At 67.4% G+C, this 19,979-nt stretch carries 19 protein-coding genes; 11 read left to right on the forward strand and 8 right to left on the reverse strand.

The annotated features are described in order from the left end of the window. The first annotated feature begins 1 nt into the window (after window position 1). Genes CFB50_RS27800 through CFB50_RS27810 form a run of 3 tightly spaced genes read left to right on the forward strand, consistent with a single transcriptional unit; the run spans window position 2 to window position 2,764 of the window. Window positions 2–937 (forward strand): SDR family NAD(P)-dependent oxidoreductase, encoded by a 936-nt coding sequence (locus tag CFB50_RS27800; RefSeq protein WP_089447928.1) that lies wholly within the window; start codon window positions 2–4, stop codon window positions 935–937. Continuing rightward, on the forward strand, window positions 934–1,842 hold the full coding sequence (locus tag CFB50_RS27805; RefSeq protein ID WP_089447929.1) for a metal-dependent hydrolase: 909 nt from the start codon (window positions 934–936) through the stop codon (window positions 1,840–1,842). The genes CFB50_RS27800 and CFB50_RS27805 overlap by 4 nt, the downstream gene beginning before the upstream one ends. Before the next feature lie 4 nt (window positions 1,843–1,846). Further along, window positions 1,847–2,764, forward strand: a complete 918-nt coding sequence (locus CFB50_RS27810; RefSeq protein WP_089447930.1) for an alpha/beta fold hydrolase — start codon at window positions 1,847–1,849, stop codon at window positions 2,762–2,764. Here CFB50_RS27810 and CFB50_RS27815 read toward each other — a convergent pair. Further along, window positions 2,719–3,279 carry a putative glycolipid-binding domain-containing protein gene (locus tag CFB50_RS27815; protein WP_089447931.1) on the reverse strand — a complete coding sequence of 187 codons (561 nt, stop codon included), beginning with the start codon at window positions 3,277–3,279 and terminating at the stop codon, window positions 2,719–2,721. The genes CFB50_RS27810 and CFB50_RS27815 overlap by 46 nt on opposite strands. A 256-nt stretch (window positions 3,280–3,535) precedes the next feature. Between CFB50_RS27815 and CFB50_RS27820 the strand changes: the two genes are divergently transcribed. The 5 genes from CFB50_RS27820 to CFB50_RS27840 all read left to right on the forward strand — a co-directional run bounded on the left by CFB50_RS27820 (window position 3,536) and on the right by CFB50_RS27840 (window position 10,948). After that, on the forward strand, window positions 3,536–4,429 hold the full coding sequence (locus tag CFB50_RS27820) for an urea transporter (protein WP_089447932.1): 894 nt from the start codon (window positions 3,536–3,538) through the stop codon (window positions 4,427–4,429). After that, window positions 4,404–5,180, forward strand: coding sequence for a class II aldolase/adducin family protein (locus tag CFB50_RS27825; RefSeq protein WP_089447933.1), 777 nt, complete (start codon window positions 4,404–4,406; stop codon window positions 5,178–5,180). The genes CFB50_RS27820 and CFB50_RS27825 overlap by 26 nt, the downstream gene beginning before the upstream one ends. A gap of 51 nt (window positions 5,181–5,231) precedes the next feature. Continuing rightward, the gene (locus CFB50_RS27830; RefSeq protein WP_039344138.1) at window positions 5,232–5,420 is read left to right on the forward strand and encodes a 4-oxalocrotonate tautomerase; all 189 of its coding nucleotides are present in this window, start codon (window positions 5,232–5,234) and stop codon (window positions 5,418–5,420) included. Window positions 5,421–5,735: 315 nt separating this feature from the next. Continuing rightward, on the forward strand, window positions 5,736–5,957 hold the full coding sequence (locus CFB50_RS27835) for a hypothetical protein (RefSeq protein ID WP_089447934.1): 222 nt from the start codon (window positions 5,736–5,738) through the stop codon (window positions 5,955–5,957). Window positions 5,958–6,106: 149 nt separating this feature from the next. Further along, entirely contained in the window at window positions 6,107–10,948 is a 4,842-nt protein-coding gene (locus CFB50_RS27840) for an NAD-glutamate dehydrogenase (RefSeq protein ID WP_089447935.1), read from the forward strand. A 31-nt stretch (window positions 10,949–10,979) separates the two neighbouring features. Here CFB50_RS27840 and CFB50_RS27845 read toward each other — a convergent pair whose 3' ends face one another. The 6 genes from CFB50_RS27845 to CFB50_RS27870 all read right to left on the reverse strand — a co-directional run bounded on the left by CFB50_RS27845 (window position 10,980) and on the right by CFB50_RS27870 (window position 16,155). Continuing rightward, window positions 10,980–11,840 (reverse strand): class I SAM-dependent methyltransferase, encoded by an 861-nt coding sequence (locus CFB50_RS27845; RefSeq protein ID WP_089447936.1) that lies wholly within the window; start codon window positions 11,838–11,840, stop codon window positions 10,980–10,982. A 7-nt stretch (window positions 11,841–11,847) separates the two neighbouring features. After that, the gene (locus tag CFB50_RS27850; RefSeq protein ID WP_089447937.1) at window positions 11,848–12,198 is read right to left on the reverse strand and encodes a VOC family protein; all 351 of its coding nucleotides are present in this window, start codon (window positions 12,196–12,198) and stop codon (window positions 11,848–11,850) included. A 1-nt stretch (window position 12,199) separates the two neighbouring features. Further along, window positions 12,200–12,376 (reverse strand): ribbon-helix-helix domain-containing protein, encoded by a 177-nt coding sequence (locus CFB50_RS27855; protein ID WP_069251879.1) that lies wholly within the window; start codon window positions 12,374–12,376, stop codon window positions 12,200–12,202. Between the two features lie 90 nt (window positions 12,377–12,466). Then, a complete protein-coding gene (locus CFB50_RS27860; RefSeq protein WP_089447938.1) occupies window positions 12,467–13,297 on the reverse strand; it encodes an arylamine N-acetyltransferase family protein in 831 nt (276 codons plus the stop codon). 122 nt (window positions 13,298–13,419) lie between these two features. After that, the gene (locus CFB50_RS27865; RefSeq protein WP_089447939.1) at window positions 13,420–14,103 is read right to left on the reverse strand and encodes a hypothetical protein; all 684 of its coding nucleotides are present in this window, start codon (window positions 14,101–14,103) and stop codon (window positions 13,420–13,422) included. Between the two features lie 567 nt (window positions 14,104–14,670). Further along, window positions 14,671–16,155 (reverse strand): amidase, encoded by a 1,485-nt coding sequence (locus CFB50_RS27870; RefSeq protein ID WP_089447940.1) that lies wholly within the window; start codon window positions 16,153–16,155, stop codon window positions 14,671–14,673. A 368-nt stretch (window positions 16,156–16,523) separates the two neighbouring features. Here CFB50_RS27870 and CFB50_RS27875 point away from each other — a divergent pair, with 368 nt between their 5' ends. Together CFB50_RS27875 and CFB50_RS27880 are read left to right on the forward strand one after the other, a co-directional pair. Then, entirely contained in the window at window positions 16,524–16,958 is a 435-nt protein-coding gene (locus CFB50_RS27875; RefSeq protein WP_069251883.1) for a universal stress protein, read from the forward strand. A 618-nt stretch (window positions 16,959–17,576) separates the two neighbouring features. Continuing rightward, on the forward strand, window positions 17,577–17,825 hold the full coding sequence (locus tag CFB50_RS27880; protein ID WP_089447941.1) for an adhesin: 249 nt from the start codon (window positions 17,577–17,579) through the stop codon (window positions 17,823–17,825). Between the two features lie 68 nt (window positions 17,826–17,893). Here the strand turns inward: CFB50_RS27880 and CFB50_RS27885 are convergent, their stop codons facing one another. Continuing rightward, window positions 17,894–19,276: a lysozyme inhibitor LprI family protein gene (locus CFB50_RS27885; protein ID WP_089447942.1), complete on the reverse strand. Its 1,383-nt coding sequence runs from the start codon at window positions 19,274–19,276 to the stop codon at window positions 17,894–17,896. A gap of 223 nt (window positions 19,277–19,499) precedes the next feature. Between CFB50_RS27885 and CFB50_RS27890 the strand changes: the two genes are divergently transcribed. After that, window positions 19,500–19,973 carry a nuclear transport factor 2 family protein gene (locus CFB50_RS27890; protein ID WP_089447943.1) on the forward strand — a complete coding sequence of 158 codons (474 nt, stop codon included), beginning with the start codon at window positions 19,500–19,502 and terminating at the stop codon, window positions 19,971–19,973. The last annotated feature ends 6 nt before the right edge of the window (window positions 19,974–19,979 follow it).

Below are 19,979 nucleotides of genomic sequence, written 5' to 3' on the forward strand. Positions count from 1 at the left end.
CATGAGAGATTTCGCCAACAAGGTCGCCGCGATCACGGGTGCAGGCTCGGGCATGGGCCGCTCGCTCGCGATCCAGCTCGCGCAGGCCGGCTGCCACGTATCGCTCGCCGACAAGAACGGCGTCGGCCTCGCCGAAACCGAACGGATCGTCCGCGCGATCGCGCCGAACGTGCGCGTGTCGACGCGCGTGCTGGACGTCGGCGACCGCGAAGCAATGTTCGCGTGGGCCGACGACACCGCGAAGGAACACGGCAAGGTCAACCTGATCTTCAACAACGCGGGCGTCGCGCTGTCGAGCACGATCGAAGGCATGGAATACAGCGATCTCGAGTGGATCGTGAACATCAACTTCTGGGGCGTCGTGCACGGCACGAAGGCGTTCCTGCCGCACCTGAAGGCATCGGGCGACGGCCACGTGATCAACACGTCGAGCCTTTTCGGGATCTTCGCGCAACCGGGCATGAGCGGCTACAACGCGACCAAATTCGCGGTGCGCGGCTTCACCGAATCGCTGCGCCAGGAACTCGACATGATGAAGTGCGGCGTGTCGGCGACCTGCGTGCATCCGGGCGGCATCCGCACGAACATCGCGCAGGCCAGCCGCGTCTCGAAGAACATGGTCGGCTTCATGGTCGCGAGCGAGCAACAAGGCCGGGACACCTTCGAGAAGTTCTTCATCACGACCGCCGACGACGCCGCGCGCACGATACTCGCCGGCGTTCGCCGGAACAAGCGCCGGGTGCTGATCGGCCGCGATGCAAAGGCCGGGGACTGGATGGCGCGCGTCCTGCCGTGTGCGTACCAGGCGCTCGTCGTGCTCGCGACGCGCCGCGAGGCCGCGAAGGCCTGCCGCCAGGCCGCACGCGGCACACCGGCGCCCGCGCCGCTGCACGCCACCTACAACAATGCAGGCAACCAGGGAGGTGAACAGTCATGACGACCCCGAACATGATGCCCGTGCGGCGCGACATCCGTTTCGCGCTGCCCCCCGAGCGCGCGCGCGACTGGCACGTGCAGGGCGTACCGGTCACGCACTTCATGAACGCGCTGTCGCTGCTGTTCCCGGCCGGCGAACGCTTCTTCATGGATTCGGTGCGCAACTATCGCGACCAGATCGAGGATCCCGAGCTGAAGAAGCAGGTGCTCGGCTTCATCGGGCAGGAAGCGATGCATACGCGCGAGCACATCGAATACAACGACCTGCTGCAGGCGTCCGGCCTGCCCGCACACAAGCTCGACAAGCGCCTGTGGACGATCCTCGGCTGGTTCAAGAAGGTGCTGCCGCATTCGATGCAGCTCGCGATCACGATCGCGCTCGAGCACTACACGGCTATCCTCGCGAACCAGTTGCTGTCGGGCCACGAGCACCGCATCGACGGTTCGGTCGAAGGCTACCAGCAGATGTGGATGTGGCACGCGATGGAGGAAACCGAGCACAAGGCGGTGTCGTACGACGTATGGACCACCGTGATGAAGCCGGGCCTCGGCAGCTACCTGTTGCGCACGGGCACGATGCTGACGACGACCGTGTTCTTCTGGACCATCGTGTTCGACTTCCACGTGCGCCTGATGCGGGCGCACCGTCGCGAGCACGGCAAGTTCGGCGGCATGTGGCGCCTCGTGAAGTACCTGTACAGCCCGAAGCACGGCGTGTTCCCGAGCATCGCGCGCGAATGGCTCGACTACTTCCGCCCGGGCTTCCACCCGTGGGACCACGACAACCACCAGTACCTCCAGGGACTCGACACGCTCCTCGCGAACATCGACGCGACCAACGCGCGCTATGCGGCGCAGGCCGCCCCGCGCCGCGTGCCGCTGCATGCGGCCCCGCAGCAGGCATGACGCGATGGCGCGCCCCGACGAGATGCTGACCGTCCAGTCCGGCGACGTGAAACTCGCCGTCTACGTAAGCGGATCGCGGCGCGCGCCGCCGCTGATTCTCGTGCATGGCTATCCCGACTCGGCGGCCGTGTGGGCACCGATCCGCGCGCGGCTCGCAAAGCGCTACCGCGTGATCGCGTACGACGTGCGCGGCGCCGGCGCATCCGATGCGCCGCGCCGCCGCGCCGACTACACGCTCGAGCGGCTCGCCGGCGACCTGAAGGCGGTGGCCGACGCGACCTGCGGCGGCCGGCCGTTCCACCTGGTCGGCCACGACTGGGGCTCGATCCAGTGCTGGGAGGCCGTGACCGACCCCACGTTCCGCGGCCGCATCGCGTCCTACACGTCGATCTCGGGCCCATGCCTCGATCACGTGTTCCGCGCGAAGATGCGACTCAGGCAGAGCCTGAAGTCGTGGTACATCGCGTTCTTCCATCTGCCGCTCGTGCCGTCGCTGGTATGGCGGCTCGGCGGGGCCGCGCTGTGGCCGCGCTGGCTGCAGCTCACCGAACGCGTGCGCGCCGAGCGCGATCCGGTGCAACTGAAGAACGCGCTGAACGGGATGCAGATGTACCGTGCCAACTTTCTCGCGCGGGCGCGCAAGCCGCGTGAACGGTACGCGCAGGCGCCGGTGCAGATCCTCGTTCCGGTGCGGGACCGCTACGTTACGCCCGGCATGTCGGTCGGCCTCGACCGCTGGCTCGGCGACCACGTGCGCGAGGAAATCGACGGCACGCACTGGATCGTGTTGCGCCACCCGGACATGATCGCGTCGCGAATCGACCGCTTCGCGTCCGCGCAGGAGCGGCTGGCGCTCGCCCCGGCCGCGGCCCGGGTTCAGCGCACCGCCGGCGCCGGCAGGCGTCTGAACAGCGTCTCGTAATCGACGACGAGCCCGTCGTCGTCGATGTCCATCTCCGCGGTGAAATTCCGGAAGATGCCTTCGTAGCGGTAGCGCCGGCCCGGCTCGATGCACGCGTAGGCCTGCTTGACCGGCGTGACCTTCAGGTCCGGTGTCGAGATGTACGCGACGTCGATCGGCCGCCGCTCGCCCCGCGCGAGCCCGAGGCGGCCGATCGGCAGCGAATTCGTGAACGGCGTCGCCGCGATGTCGATGTCGATGCAACCGTCGAGCTCAGGCAGTGCGCGGCCTGAACCGTCGTGCCAGTGGCCGGCGCCGTCGCCGCGCAATTCGAGCGTGCCGCCGCCCATCACCTTGAGCACCGCATTGGTCACGCGCCAGTGCGCGTCGCACTCGACGCGATACGCGAGCCCGTATGCACGGCCGTACCGCTGGCCGACCACCGCGCTTTCGACGACGATCCCGCCGTCGCTCCGGTCGAACGTCAGATGTTCGACCCCGTCGCCTTCGAGCGACGCCCAACGCACTTCGCGCATCTCTCCGTCTCCCGGTATGCCCGATGCGAGGCATCGTCGCACAAATCGCTCGACGAAAGTGCCGGCCACCGCGACGACTCGAGTCCCGAACGGGCAACCCCGCCGAACGTGCCGACGACGCGGCGTTCGGGCACGAACCGACCTCCGGATTCACCGTTTCGGGGCATCGACCACAAATCCTGACTATCCAGAATTCCCTATTCCGGTGCATGAGATTGTGTCCTATGCTCGCGGCTCGTCCTGTTCCGCCGCCATCATGCCTACCGCCCGCCCCGTTTCGCCGTCGATCGACTTGCGTATCCTGCTGCGCGGCATCGGGCAGATCGTGCTGCAGGCGAATGCGCTCACGGGTGCGCTGCTGCTCGCCGCGCTGGCGCTGACCGACCTGCGGCTCGCTAGCGCGGCACTGGTCGGCTCCGCCGCCGCCAGCATGACGGCCGTGCTGACGGGCGCGGAGCGCCGCGACGTCGAACAGGGGCTGCACGGCTTCAATGGCACACTCGCCGCGCTAATCGCCGTGCTGTTCGCGCCCCATCAACTCGTTGCCGTCGCATTGGTGCCGCTGGTTTCGATCGGCGCGGCGCTCGTGCAGCGTGCGATGCGCGTGCCGCTCGCGCGCTGGCGCCAGTGTCCGTATTCGAGCCCGTGCCTCGCCGTCACCGCGCTGTGGCTACCGTTTGTCGCGCTGCAACATGCTAGCGGCGCGACGACCGGCCCGGCGCTGACGCTGACTTCCGCCGCCGACGCCCTTCTGTCAGGCGTCGCGCAAACCACTTTCGCGCAAGGCGCATGGGCAGGCGCGCTGATCGTCGTCGGCCTCGCCGTCGCGTCGCGCCGCGGGGCCGCGTTCGCGCTCGGCGGCGCGCTGGTGTCGACCGTGTTGCTGGTCGCGCTCGGCGCCAGCGACGCATCGTTCGCCGACGGCCTGCTCGGCTTCAACGGCGCGCTCGCCGCGCTTGCGCTGATGCCGCGCGGCCCGCGCGCGGCGCTCACGGCCGCCGCACTCGCCGCGCTGATTCAGTGGCTCGCGACGCGCGCCGGCATTCCCGCGTTCACGGCCCCGTTCGCGCTCGCGTCGTGGGTCACGGTGATCGTCGCGCGCCGCTTCACTTTCGGAGAACCCGATGTCGTCATTCGCACACCGTCCTGATGCCGTGAAACCCGGCCGCCCGATCTCGGACGCCGAACGCCGGATGCGCGTCGACCTCGCCGCCGCGTACCGGCTCGTCGCGCTGAACGGCTGGGACGACCTGATCTACACGCACCTGTCCGCGACCGTGCCCGGCGAGCCCGGCCACTTCCTGATCAACCCGTTCGGGCTCACGTTCGACGAAGTCCGCGCGTCGAATCTCGTGAAGATCGACCTGGCCGGCAACCGGATCGGCGACAGCGAGCACGCGGTCAACGTGACGGGCTTCGCGCTGCATGCGGCCGTGCACGCCGCGCGCGCCGACGCCGTGTGCGTGATGCATCTGCACAATACGGCCGGCATCGCCGTGTCGATCCAGCGCGACGGGCTGTTGCCCGCGTCGCAGCACGCGCTGCGGTTTCACGGGGACCTCGCGTACCACGACTACGAGGCGCTCGCGTTCTCGCCGGCCGAAGGCGCGCGGCTGACCGCGAGCCTCGGCGCGAAATCCGCGATGCTGCTGCGCAACCACGGTACGCTGACGGTCGGCCGCACCGTGGCCGAAGCCTATGTGCTGATGGATACGCTGATCAAGGCGTGCGACATCCAGGTACGCGCTCAGGCCGGCGGCGGGCCGCTCGTGCTGCCCGACCCGGCCATCGCCGACCGAACCGCGGAACAGCTGCGCGACGGCGGCGCGATCGAGGGCGAACTGGAATGGCCGGCGCTGCTGCGCCGGCTCGACCGGATCGATCCGACGTATCGCGACTGACGCCGCCGGCGCCCCACGCATCATTCACCTCAACCATCGGAGCACTCTGTCATGCCGACTTTCAATATCCAGCTCTTCGAAGGCCGCACCGTCGACCAGAAGCGCGCATTCGTCGAAGCCATCACGCGCGTCACGTGCGAGACGCTCGGCTGTGAGCCGGGCTCGGTCGACATCATCCTGACCGACGTGAAGAAGGAGAACTGGGCGACCGCCGGCAAGCTGTGGAGCGACGAGCGCTGAGCGTCTCCGCATTCAGACTGCGCGCCGCCGGACCACGATAGCGCGCAGCCTTCGTTTCTCTGCCGCATGTTCGCCTTCATCCTCATCTCGGCCCCTCGAATCACTTAGTTATCCCGATATATTCACGTTGACATCAAGAAAAACAAAAATCACGATGTCACATTCGACAAGCTAGCCAGCCAATCACCGTTCACCGGTGTTACCGCCAGCAATGAATCCAGGCATGACGCCCCAATCCTGAAACTTCAAATTCTGGAATTGCGTCATTGCGTCAACAGTTGCAACGCGTTGGCAGGATGTTAACAAGGTGAGCACATGATTACAGACAAGCAAGTCGCAACCGCCCTCAACGATATGGTCTTACAAATGGGGGCTGATCTCAATCGCTCTCTACTGGCAGTCAAGGCATCCTGCCCGGATGCCGAATTCGTTGCCTATCGCGAATTCGTTTCGTCTCTGTTGAACACGATGCTGCTTGATTTCATGAACCCGCTCTACAAACGGCATCCCGACCTGAAGCCGCCAGAACTGACCTGACCCACACGCCGCAGCACCCGCGACGAGCGCAGCACGCGGCCTCCTCCGGCCCGCCTCTCGTTGTGCGCCCGCACATCGCTTTGTCACGCATTCGGCGCATAATGCCGGACAGACGCAGCAGCCGATGGCCACCCGACGAGGAGACCGCCATGGAAGCGAAGAACGAGGAAGTCGTCGCACACCTGCTCTCGGACGTCGTCGAATTCGCGCGCGGGCGCCTGCCCGATGCCACGTTCCGGATCGTCGAACCCTTCCTGCGTCATTACTACGATTTCGCCGATGCCGACGATCTGCAGAGCCGCAGCATCGCCGATCTCTACGGCGCCGCGATGGCGCACTGGCAGACCGCCCAGAAATTCGTGCCCGGCAGCGAACGGCTGCGCGTGTACAACCCGATCCTCGAACAGCACGGCTGGCATTCCGATCACACGGTCATCGAGATCGTCAACGACGACATGCCATTCCTCGTCGATTCGGTGACGATGGCCGTCAACCGCCTCGGGCTCGCGATGCATTCGGCGCTGCATCCGGTGTTCCGCATCTGGCGCGGTCGCGACGGCGGCATCGAGCGCGTCGACGCGGGCGGCGCGACGCCCGGCGACGGCCAGTCGCAGCTCGCGTCGTTCATCCATTTCGAAGTCGATCGCTGCGGCGATGCCGCGCTGCTCAACACGTTGCGCAACGACATCGCGCACGTGCTCGGCGACGTGCGCGCGTCGGTGGAAGACTGGCCGAAGATCGTCGAGATCGCGCGCGCGACGATCAAGGAAATGAAGGCGCGCGAATCGACCGCGGAAGACATCGAGGCGCGCGCCTTCCTCGAATGGATGGTCGCCGATCACTTCACGTTCCTCGGCCAGCGCGACTACGCGCTGGTATCGCACGGCACGGGCTTCGGGCTGCGCGGCATCGAAGGCACCGGCTTCGGCATCCTGCGCGAATCGCTGCGCACGTCTGGCGCGCCCGACGTCACGCCACTGCCGCAGGCCGCCGCCGACATCATCACCGGCTCCTGGCCGATCTTCCTGACCAAGGCGAACTCGCGCGCGACCGTGCACCGGCCCGGCTATCTCGACTACGTCGGCGTGAAGCTCGTCGGGCCCGACGGCAAGGTCGCGGGCGAGCGCCGCTTCATCGGGCTCTACACGTCGACCGCCTACATGGTGTCGAGCGCCGAGATCCCGATCGTGCGCCGCAAATGCGCGAACATCGTGCGGCGTGCGGGCTTCCTGCCGAAGGGGCACCTCGGCAAGTCGCTCGTGACGGTGCTCGAAACCTATCCGCGCGACGAGCTGTTCCAGGCCGACGAAGACCAGCTCTACGACATCGCGCTCGGCATCCTGCGGCTGCAGGAACACCAGCGCACGCGCCTGTTCGTGCGCCGCGACCGCTTCGACCGCTTCGTGTCGTGCCTCGTGTTCGTGCCGCGCGACAAGTACAACACCGACCTGCGCCGGCGCATCGCGAAGCTGCTCATCGATGCGTACAACGGCGTGAACGTCGAGTTCACGCCGCTGCTGTCGGAATCGGCGATCGCGCGGATTCATTTCGTCGTGCACGCGGAACCGGGCACGATGCCCGACGTCGACACGCGCGAACTCGAAACGCGGCTCGTGCAGGTCACGCGCCGCTGGCAGGACGACCTCGCCGACGCGCTGCTCGACGCATTCGGCGAAGAGCAAGGCAACCGCCTGCTGCAGCGCTATGCCGACTCGTTCCCGGCCGGCTATCGCGACGACTATCCGGCGCGCACGGCCGTGCGCGACATCGAGCTGATCGAGCGCGTGAAGGATTCGGGGCAGCTCGCGATGAACCTGTACCGGCCGATCGAGGCCGAGGCGCGTGCGTTCCGCTTCAAGGTCTATCGCGCGGGCGACCCGATCGCCCTGTCGCGCAGCCTGCCGATGCTCGAGCATCTCGGCGTGCGCGTCGACGAGGAGCGGCCGTACCGGATCCAGACGCAGGACGCCGCGCATGCGTGGGTACACGACTTCGGCCTCGAACTCGCCGACGATACGGAATTCGACATCGAGCGCGTGAAGGGCCTGTTCGAGGACGCGTTCGACCAGATCTGGAGCGGCCGGATCGAGAACGACGACTTCAACCGCCTCGTGCTGCGCGCCCATCTGAGCGCACGCGAAGTGACGATCCTGCGCGCGTATGCGAAGTATCTGCGGCAAGTCGGCTCGACCTTCAGCGACGCGTATATCGAGCGCGCGCTGACCGGCAACCCGGCGATTGCGCGGCAGCTCGTCGAGCTGTTCCTGCTGCGTTTCGACCCGGCCACCGGCGACACGCGCGACGTGCAGGCCGAGCGGCTGTTGAAAGCGATCGAAGGCGCGCTCGACCAGGTGCCGAACCTCGACGAAGACCGCATCCTGCGCCAGTTCCTCGGCGTGATCAACGCGACCGAGCGCACGAACTACTTCCTGCTCGATGCGAACGGCGGATCGAAACCGTACCTGTCGTTCAAGTTCAATCCGGCGAAAGTGCCGGGCCTGCCCGAACCGAAACCGATGTTCGAGATCTGGGTGTATTCGCCGCGTGTCGAGGGCGTACACCTGCGCGGCGGACGCGTCGCGCGCGGCGGCCTGCGCTGGTCGGATCGCCGCGAGGATTTCCGCACCGAAGTGCTCGGGCTGATGAAGGCGCAGATGGTGAAGAACGTCGTGATCGTGCCGGTCGGCTCGAAAGGCGGCTTCGTCGTGAAGAACCCGCCGCCGCCGAGCGATCGCGAAGCGTGGATGCGCGAAGGCATCGCGTGCTACCAGACCTTCCTGCGCGGCCTGCTCGACCTGACCGACAATCTGGTGAGCAACGCGATCGTGCCGCCGCCCGACGTCGTGCGTCACGATCCGGATGACCCGTACCTGGTCGTCGCCGCCGACAAGGGCACGGCCACCTTCTCCGACTACGCGAACGCGATCTCGCACGAATACGGCTTCTGGCTCGACGACGCGTTCGCGTCCGGCGGCTCGGTCGGCTACGACCACAAGAAGATGGCAATCACCGCGCGCGGCGCGTGGGAATCGGTGAAGCGGCACTTCCGCGAGATGGGCATCGATACGCAGACGACCGATTTCACGGTGGTCGGCGTCGGCGACATGTCCGGCGACGTGTTCGGCAACGGGATGCTGCTGTCGCCGCATATCCGGCTGGTCGCCGCGTTCGATCACCGGCACGTGTTCCTCGACCCGAACCCCGATCCCGCGACGAGCTTCGCCGAGCGTGCGCGCATGTTCGCGCTCGAACGCTCGAGCTGGGCCGACTACGATCCGGCGTCGATCTCGTCGGGCGGCGGCGTCTACCCACGCACCGCGAAGACGATCCCGCTGTCGCCGGCCGTGCAGGCCGCGCTCGGCATCGACGCGCATGCGCTGCCGCCGGCCGAGCTGATCCGCGCGATCCTGCAGGCGCCGGTCGACCTGCTGTACAACGGCGGCATCGGCACTTACGTGAAGGCCGCGCGCGAGACCCACCTGCAGGTCGGCGACCGCGCGAACGACGCGGTGCGCGTGAACGGCGCGGACCTGCGTTGCAAGGTGGTCGGCGAAGGCGGCAACCTCGGCTGCACGCAGTTCGGCCGGATCGAGTTCGCGCAGCGCGGCGGCCGCATCAACACCGACGCGATCGACAACTCGGCCGGCGTCGATTGTTCGGATCACGAAGTCAACATCAAGATCCTGCTCGGGCTCGTCGTGTCCGACGGCGAGATGACCGAGAAGCAGCGCAATGCGCTGCTCGCGGAGATGACCGACGAAGTCGGGCTGCTCGTGCTGCGCGACAACTACTACCAGACGCAGGCGCTGTCGATCGCCGGCCGCTATGCGGTCGAGCTGCTCGATGCCGAAGCGCGCCTGATGCGCTGGCTCGAACGCGCGGGCCGCCTGAACCGCGTGATCGAATTCCTGCCGACCGACGACGAAGTCGCCGAACGGCAGGCCGCGAAGCTCGGCCTCACGTCGCCGGAGCGCGCGGTGCTGCTCGCGTACAGCAAGATGTGGCTGTACGACGCGCTGCTCGAATCCGACGTGCCCGAGGATCCGCTGGTGGCCGCGATGCTCGTCGACTACTTCCCGAAGCCGCTGCAGCAGCGCTTCAGCGAACCGATGCGCCGCCATCCGCTGCGCCGCGAGATCCTCGCGACGCACCTGACCAACGCGCTCGTGAACCGCGTCGGCTGCGCGTTCGTGCACCGGCTGATGGAGGAAACCGACGCGAAACCCGGCGACATCGTGCGGGCGTGCATCATGGCGCGCGACGTGTTCGACCTCGATGCGGTGTGGCGCGACATCGACGCGCTCGACAACCGCGTCGCCGACGACGTGCAGGCGCGCATGTTCGTCGACGTCGCGCGGCTGCTGGAGCGCGCGGCGCTGTGGTTCCTGCGGCATCTGCAATCCGGTGCGGTGGCCGATGGTGGCGTCACAGAGCTGATCGCGCGCTGCCGCGACGCGGCGGAGCGGCTTGCGCCACAACTGCCGTCGCTACTGCCGGCCGACGATCTCGAGGCGCTGTCCGAACGGCAGCGCGTGCTGGTCGAAGCCGGCGTCGACAGCGCGCTTGCGGTGCGCGTCGCGAGCGGCGACATCTCGGCCGCGCTGCTCGACATCGCCGAAGTGGCCGCGAGCAGCAACCGCAGCCTCGAGCTCGTCGCGGGCGTCTACTTCTCGCTCGGCACCCTGCTCAATTACAGCTGGATCGGCGAGCGCGCGGCGACGCTGCCGACACCGACGCACTGGGACATGCTGGCGCGCGCGGCCGCGCTCGCGGAAGTCGCGCGCCTCAAGCGCACGCTGGCGACGAGCGCACTCGCGGAATCGCCGGATTCGACCACGCCGGAGACGATCGTCGGCGCGTGGCGCGCGCGCCGCGAAGCCGCGCTCGCGCGCTACGAGCACCTGCTCGCGGACCTGCGCGCATCGGGAGGCGCAAGCCTCGCGGTGCTGCTCGTGGTCGTGCGGGAAATGGCCGTGCTCGAACGGGCGTGAGGGTCGCCGTGGTCGCTTGGGTCGCGACGGCTCAGACCGTCGCGACCAGCAACTCTTCCGCGTTGTTCGGCGGCCGCAGGCCGTCGGTACGATCGGCGAAGTAACGGCGCGTCAGTTCGGCGGCCGATACGTGCGCGGCCTCTGCAAAGCCGGCTTCACGCGCGAGCGCCTGGATCTGCGCCGGCATGAAGAAGCTGATGAACGGCGTGCCGCTGGCGCGCGCGCCCTTTGCGGCCATTTCCAGCCCGGGGCGCACGTCCGGATCCGCATTCTCCAGCGGCAGCAGGAACGTCATCGCGAGCGTCGAGCCCGGCGCGAGGGAGGCGACTTCGCGCAACGCGGCCGCATTCGCTTCGTGCGTCAGGTACATGCTGACGCCGGTCGACACCACGACCGCCGGCTTGCCGGCATCGAAGCCCGCGCCGACCAGCGCAGCACGCCACGACTGTTTCGCCTCGAAATCGACCGGCAGGAAACGCAGCCAGTCGGGCACGCCGAAACCCAGCTCGACCAGGCGGCGCTGCTTCCATGCCTGCGGCGCGGGCGGGTCGACCTCGAAGACGGTCACGCGCGACGCCATGTCGGGCCGGCGCTGCACGAAGCTGTCGAGGCCCGCGCCGAGGATCACGTACTGGTTCACGCCGCGCGTGGCCTGTTCGACCACGAGATCCTCGATGAAGCGCGCCCGCGCGACGATCGACGCACGGAACGGCCGCGTGAACTGCGGATCCATGTCGCCGCGCTGCTGCCAGCCGGGTTCCGGCGCGAGCAGTTGCAGCCCGACTTCGTCGGCGAGCACGTGCGGTGGTGCGTCGAGTTCGACGTGCAGCGCGCGCCACAGCGCGACGCGCGCGGCCGTGCTGTCGGGGGCGCTTTCTCGGGGTTCGGTCATGGCCGCCTCACGCGCCCTGCTTGCCCGGCGCCTGCAGGCGCCACACGCGGCCGTCCGGATCGCGCACGGTCATGTCGCGCGTGCCCCAGTGAGTGTCCTCGAACGGCGTGACGACGTCGACGATCGGCTGCGGCTGCACCGCCTGCTCATCCGCCACCTTGAGCACGACCTGCATGCCCGGCGTCTCACTCGGCGGCACTTCGGCGATGAACAGAAAGGGGCCGTCGCCGCTGCGCAGCTGGCCCGAGTGGTGATCGGTTTCGAACTCCAGCGTGAAGCCCAGCGCCTGGAAGAACTTCGCCGACTTGCCCCAGTTGTGCGTCGTCAGGTACACGGCTTCGATTCGCTCGGATGACATGTCACTCCTCCTTGGTGGACGGCCCCTCGCCCGGCGGCGGCGCGGCCAGGTACGCGCGCAATGCGTCGGCCACCAGCGCGGACAGCGATTGCTCCGTTTCGATGGCGCGATGCTTGACCTGCCGGATCAGGCTGAGCGGCAGGTACACGTTGAATTGCTTCACTTCTTCGTCGGTCATGGAGCTAGTATGCTAGCAATCTAGCAAATGTCAACCGCAGCCGCGGCCCGTGGTTGCGGGCCGCCGTTGGCGATCGATCGTGAGTCCGGGTTACGTCGCGGCGCGCGCCGCCAGCCGCGCGAACAGCGCGTCGAGATCGAATCCCGTCGTGTCGATGCCGATCGTGTCGCGCAGGCACGCGCCCCAGGCGGCCGCATCGTCGAACGTGACGGTGCGCCCGACGCCCGCCGCATCGCGGATCGTCAGCGTGGTGTTGCGCAGCGCCGCACGGCCGTCCGGCAGCACGCGGCAGGCGATCAGGTTATGCAGGAAGATCGATTCGGGATACGTCGACGTGAACCAGTTCGCGGCGTCGTAATCGATCCACTCGACCCGCTTCGGCTGGAAGCGATAGGTGGTCTGCCAGCCGTCGGGCGTCTCGATCTGCATCTCGAATTCACCGTCGACCGGCGCGGCGACGACGCGGAACGCGCCGTGCGGCGTCAACTGCCGCTCGTCCGGCACGAAACGCAGCGGTGCTGTGAGCGTCGCGCTGCCGAAGCCGATGTCCGCGAGCCAGGCCGCGCCGTCGAGATCGATGCGCAGCAACATGTGCGTATGCGCGGTGGCGACTTCCGGCGGCAGCATCCAGCGCACGCGCGCGATCATCGGCGTCACGCGAAAGCCGATCGCCGTGAGCGCGGTGTAGAACAGCTTGTTGAGTTCGAAGCAGTAGCCGCCGCGACGATGCGCGAGCACCTTGTCGACGATCGAGGGCAGGTCGAGCGCGACGCGCGCACCGGTCAGCGGATTGAGGTTTTCGAACGGAATCGCCTGCGGGTGCAGCAGATGCAGCCGGCGCAGCACGTCGAGCGTCGGCTGGACCGGGCCGTCGTAGCCGATGCGGGAGAAATAGCGCGAGAGGTCAAACGAGTCTGTCATGAACCTGCACCGAAAAAAGGGACACGCCACGATAGCATCGCGCGAAATCCCCATGTTGGGCGGGGTCATCTTCGTCGTCGCGCGCGATGCCGGCACCGCATCGCGCGCTGCCCCGCGCAACGTTACGGCAGCAGCTTCAGCGCGGACGATGCGACCGACGGCACCGAAATGCCCTGGCTCGTCGCGAACTGGACGGCCTGGCTGAGCGTCGTCGCGAGCGACTGCAACTGGCCCGGCGCGCTTTGCGCGATGTACGACGCAGCCTGCATGTTCTGCGGATTCAGGCCCGACTGCAACAGCGACGCCGCGCTCGTCGAACCGAGATTGCCGAGCCCCGACTGCAGTTGCGAATACTGCGTGAGCCCCTGCCCGAGCGACGCGAGGCCGTTGCTGAACGCCTGCTTGTCGATCGGGCCGTGCGTCGCCCCGCCGCTCGCGAATGCCTGGCCGAGCGCCTGCGACACCGATTGCTGCGCGCCGCCCATCTGCGACAGCGCGGCCGGCGTCAGCGCATTGCCGCCGGCGAGCTGGCTCGCGGCCTGCTGCGCCTGCCCGGCAGCACCGGTCAGCCCCATCGCCGACGCGAGCGACGACTGGCCGGTCAGCACCTGCTGGTTCGCGCCGACATAGGCCTGCAGCAATTGCGCGACGCCGCCCTGCGTGGGCGCCGCCTGCTGCCCGCCGCCGAGCAGCGATGCGCCGAGCGACTGCAGGTCGAGCTGCGCGTGCGCGGCACCGCTTGCCAGGATGCCGAACGCGATGCCTGCCGAGGCCAGGTACCGGCCCGTCGTGCGAATCTGCTTCATGTGTTGTCCTCGTGCCCGAATTGTTGAGCCCGATATTGTCGAAGCGCGCCGCGCGCCGCCGCAACGACTGAAACACATCGAAACGAAATCACGCCGCGCGGCCGCTTGCAATTCCGCGACCGGCGTACGTGCTTGAGGCGATTCGTCCGCGTTTGCCGGGCGATTTCCAGGCGTGTGCCGACATTCGTTCTCGCGCCGCATCAATCGATGACGGCGATTGCCGGCTATCGCAGGCGATGCCAAAGGGGCTGTCAGCCGCCCCGTGTGTCGCACTGCACATCGAACGCTTCAGCGAAACGAACGGCGGCGACGCGGAACGGGCCGTCCAGCGTCGGTGACATGACGCCAGACCGTCGCACAACACGCCTGTACGCGGCGCGACACGTACCGACGAACAATACGCTTGCGTATCAACGCAAAACGGGCGGCTTTCCGCCGCCCGCCTCTCCATCTGTCACGCGCGATCCGCAACCGGCTTCGGCTTCGGCTTCGGCTTCGGCTTCGGCTTCGGCTTCGGCTTCCGCTTCGGCTTCGGCTTCCGGCTTCCGGCTATCGACCAGCGCCGCGCTACGCAGCCATCCACGCCGGCAACCGCCCGCCGACCCAGTCAGCCGCCTGCTCGTAGCCGCGCGCCAACTGCAACACGGCGAGATCGGCACGCGGACGCCCGATCAGCTGCATTCCCATCGGCAGCCCCGCGTCGTTGAAGCCGACCGGTACGCTGATCACCGGGCAGCCGGCCAGCGTCCACGGCACGACCGTTTCCATCCAGCGGTGGTAGGTATCCATCGCACGGCCCGCGATCTCCTTCGGCCAGCGCTGGTCGACGTCGAACGGGAACACCTGCGCGGTCGGCGCCGCGATGAAGTCGTAGCGGTCGAAGAAGCTCAGCACGGCCTGATGCCACGCGGTGCGCTCGACGCTCGCGTCGAACACGGCCGCGCCCTGCATCGCGAGCAGCCCTTCGACCTCGTAGATCGCCTCGGGCTTCAGCAGCGCGCGCCGCGCCGGGTCGCGATAGTGCGCAAGCAGCCCGCCGCCGGACAGCAGGTGCCGGTGCGCGAGCCACAGGCGCCAGATCCGGTCGGGCGCGAACGCCGGCAACGCGGCATCGACGTCGCAGCCGATCTCGCGCAGCGTCGCCAGCCCCTGTTCGCACAGCGTGAGCACGCCCGCCTCGGTCGCGAGATAACCGTTCCAGTCGCCGACCCATGCGATGCGCTTGCCGCGCAGGTCGGCGTCGAGCGGCTGCGCGAACACGGCCGGATCGTCCGCGAGCGACAGCGGATCGTTGCGGTCGTAGCCGGCCTGGATCGCGAGCAGTTGCGCGACGTCGCCGACCGTACGGCCCATCGGCCCTTCGATGCCGAGCTGCTGCACGAACACGTCGACGCCCGGCCAGCGCGGCACGCGGCCCTGCGACGGGCGGAAGCCGTAGATATTGCAGAACGCGGCCGGATTGCGCAGCGAACCGCCGAAATCGCTGCCGTCCGCCACCGGCAGCATCCGCGACGCGAGCGCCGCCGCCGTGCCGCCGCTGCTGCCGCCCGCACTCTTGGTCAGGTCGTACGGATTGCGCGTCGCGCCGTAGACCTCGTTGAACGTGTGCGAGCCGAGCCCGAATTCGGGCGTGTTGGTCTTGCCGATGAAGATCGCGCCGGCCGCGCGCATCCGCGCGACGCCCACGGAATCGGCCTGCGGCACGTTCTCGCGGAAGATCGGCGAGCCGTAGGTCGTCCGCAGCCCCTTCGTCATCGCCAGATCCTTCGGCGCCTGCGGCATCCCGTGCATCCAGCCGTGGTACTCGCCGCGCGCCAGCGAAGCATCCTTTTCCGCGGCCTCGGCGAGCAGCGCGTCGCGATCGCGCAGCGCGACGATCGCGTTGACCGCGCCGTTCACGCGCTCGACGTGATCGAGGTACGCGCGCATCGTCTCGACGCACGACACGGCCTTGCTGCGGATCGCCGACGCGAGCTCGCCCGCCGACAGGCGCACGATCGGGTCGACGGGGATGGAAGCGGGAGCGAGAAGCTGCGGGGCGCCGTGCGGCATGCGGAGTCTCCTGGAATCGGAATGGAATGGCGGGCCGCATGGCGGCGGTCGCGCCCGAACCGGCCGGGAGCGGCCGCGCCGCGGCCGATGCACTACTCTACGCGACGCCGGATCGGCGACCTCCGATATTTTCCGCCGCGATTCATTGCGGTTCCGACTGAATCGGGGCGGCGGCCCACGCTTCGCGCGCACCACAACGGGCCGATGAAATCGTTTATGCGCATAAACTTAAATTTCTTATATTTCTATTAGGCGCGGCACGAGGCGGCACGTGTTGACGACATTTTTACGCGGTCGCCCGTTCTCTTTAGATCGTTCTGTCCGGCGGCACGCTACGCTGGAATCATCTCGTTTTCTGGACAACGTCCATGCTCAAGCTGCTGGTTCCGGTCGGCCACTCTCCCCGCTCGCTTCAGGCGGTTCGCCACGCAACCTTCCTGTATCGCGAACGGTGCGCGTCGGAAATCGTGCTGATCAACGTCCAGGCGCCGCTCGAATCGACGCGGCTCGAGGCCTACTACCCGCTGTCGCGGCTGCGTTCGATCGAGGAGAAGTTCGCGTCCGACGATCTGGCCATGGCCGAGCGGATCCTGCGGGAAGCCGGCGTCAAGTACAGCGTCGTGATGAAGGTGGGCCCGGTGGCCGATACGATCGCGTCCGTGGCAGCCGAGACGGGTTGCGACGAGATCGTGGTCGTCGCGCCGCGGCACGATCCGTTTCATGCGCTGATGTCGGTGTTCCGCCGCAGCGTGATGAGCCGGCTGGTGCGGATTTCGAATGTGCCGGTGACGGCCGTGCAATGACGGGGATGACGCGCGGCAGCGCGTCGAGGGCGCGTTCGCCGCGGGTCCCAGGTTGGCACTGCGCGGCGCGACACGTGTGCGCGTTGCCTCTCACACGCGCAGCGGCGCAGCGCTTAATCGATGACCTTGCGCCAGAACACGAAATAGGCCGCTGCCGACGATGCAACGAGCAGGATGGCCCACATCGGGGCGAGGCTGATCAGGACGGAAGAGACGTTAAGCATTTGGATTCCTCACTAATTCGATAGCGATGTTCAACACGCACCTGCTTGCCGGAACCGATGCATGCCTCCGCGATCGCGTTCCGTCAAATCATGTATTCATGCTATCGCTTTGAACGGCTGCGCGACCGCCCGCGCCCGTCCGCACCCTGACATTCGTCAAACTCCCGTGAATCGCGCGCCGGTCGTGCAGAAATCCGTCGCGCGCATGCGTCACCGCCGGTCCGATTTGGCCGGCCAGACGCACTAAAGTCGCGCCTTTCCCCCGCACGCCAGACTCGAAAAACGGGACCGGATCACCCGGCGCGCCCGCATTTCAGCAGACGTTTACCGGGGGAACCCCCAAGTGCTTCGTCAAACGGGTCCGCGTTACGCTTGAGCCACGAGGAGACGAACCATGAGACGAGCCGTACATATCGCTGTTTTCGCACTGCTGGCGTATCTCATTGGCGATCGCGCGATCCTGCATGCGCAGGGCCGCGACACCAGCCCGCTGGCGTGCGAACAAGGTGCCGCGCAGGTGAAGGTCGATGCGCTCGGCCGCGGTTTCGGCGAAGCAGCCGCCAGCAGCCAGAGCGAAGCCTTCATGTCGGGCTGCCTGGTGACGGGGCGCGGCAACCAGGACGTCGCGCTGGCGAGCCGCTGACGGGCGGCCGGTGACGTACAGGCCGCGTTCGGGTCACGACGGCTGAACCGGAACCGCACACGCCCGCATCAATTCCCGCTGTTGACGGTCATTTTCTCGATCGATGTCGCGATGGATGTCACGGTCCGGATGCCGTTCACGCTGAACGTCTGCTCGCTGCCCGACGCGTCGCCGGGAAGACGCATCGACAACAGCGCGACCAGGCCATCCTTCCGGTAATCGCCGAACCAGTCGATCAACCGGCCGATGTAGCACGTGTCGCCGACACGCACCGCCATGTCGCCGACGATCTCGTACGCGTAGTGGCCGGGCCCGTAGCTCGAGTATTCGCTGCGATCGTCGCCCTGCACCGCCGGCGGAATCGGACACAGTGGCGTGTCGGCGCCTGCGTCGCGCCCGGTGCTGTCGCTCACGTCGCGCAGCGCCTTTTCGAGCGCCGCATGCAGCTTGCCGTCGAGCACCGTCGAACCGGTCGTGCCTTCGCTGCGCTGCTCGACCGGCACCGACAGCCGGTAGCGATAATGCACCGTCAGTTTCGGCACCTCGCCGATGATGGTAAACGGCCGCAGCAGGTAAAACTCGTCCATGCCGTAGTGACTGTCGCGGTACAACGCATAGACGCGCCCGCGCAAGCGGATCCATTCGCCCGCCTGATTCGCGCCGCGGCCGTTCGTCGTGTACAGGCTGCGGTCGAGCGCCTCGTTCGAATCGCTGGACACCTCGAACTTGCCGCCCTTGCGGCGCAAGACGTCGACCGACGACCACAGCCCGGTTCCGTTCGATGCCGATTCGACGACCAGGTCGCGCTGCCCGTCGCCGTCGAGATCGATCAGCGCGCAGGACGCCCCCATCGCGGTGTCGTCCGCTCCACTCGGCAACGCCTTCAACGCCTTCCACTCGTCAGCCGTCACGCCGCCGGGGCGCGCCGCCGGCAAGGCTTGTCCCTGCCCGCCGCCGAAGTCGCTCGAAAAGCGCGTAACGCCGTTCGTGATCCGCAACCGGCCGATCACTTTCTCGACCGGTGAACTCGAATCCGTGCGGCGCGCCTGGTCAACGAGCACGCGCAAGTCGTCGAGCGCGGCCTTGTCTGCGGCGTCGGGGCGATAGGCAAGCACCGTGGCGAGCTGCGCTTGCAGGTCGCCGATCCGTGTCAGATAGCGCTGCTCGAGGCAACCGTGATCGCTGCCGCATTGATCGCGAGTCTTCAGCCAGCCGAGCTGCGCGGTGCGCAACGCAGCACGCTGCCCCTGCGGCAATGCATCGGACAGTTTCCGGTAGAAGGCCGACAGCCGGCCGTCGTCCAGATGCAGGTCATTCGATGTGCAGACGGCTTTTTCGGTCGGGCTGGATGCCAGCGCGCAGTCGAGCCCTGCCGCGAAGGCCTGAGGCGCGTGAGCAAGCAGCACGAGCAGCAACGTGCGCCGCAACGGCGCTTCAAAACGGAATGTCATGAATGGGTTCCCGGCAGTCAACGCGCACTCGGATCGAGGCGCGATCGGCCTCCAGCGCCGGATTGTCCATCAAATGACTGGATCGCGGAACAGCCGGGAGCAATCAGTACGTACCGTTGCTGCCATCGGCGACAGCCCGTTTGATTTCCGCTACAGTGGCTTGCCCGGCATCCGGCCGCCGCGTCGAGACCCCGCTTCATCTCCAACGACAACCCATCCAACGATGAGCCACCCACACACCGAGTTGATCCAGCGCTTCTATACGGCGTTCCAGCAACGCGATATCGACGGGATGCTCGCCTGCTATGCCGATGACATCGTGTTCAGCGATCCCGCATTCGGCGAACTGCGCGGCGACCTCGCACGCGACATGTGGCGCATGCTGGTCGCGCGGGCGCAGGACTTTTCATTGACGTTCGGCGACGTCGACGCAGATCAACAGGCCGGACGCGCCGAGTGGATCGCCCATTACCGGTTCACCACGACCGGCCGGATGGTGGTCAACCGAATCGACGCGCGGTTCCGGTTTCGCGACGGACGCATCGTCGAGCATCGCGACAGCTTCGACCTGTGGCGCTGGGCGCGTCAGGCGCTTGGGCTGAAAGGCGCCCTGCTCGGCTGGACGCCTTTCGTGCAACGCGCGATCCGCGCGCAGGCACGGAAGAACCTCGATGCATATCGCGCCAGGCGGAAATAGCACTCA

It is taken from the genome of Burkholderia sp. AU33423, from assembly GCF_002223135.1.
In the GTDB taxonomy this organism is placed as follows: domain Bacteria; phylum Pseudomonadota; class Gammaproteobacteria; order Burkholderiales; family Burkholderiaceae; genus Burkholderia; species Burkholderia lata_D.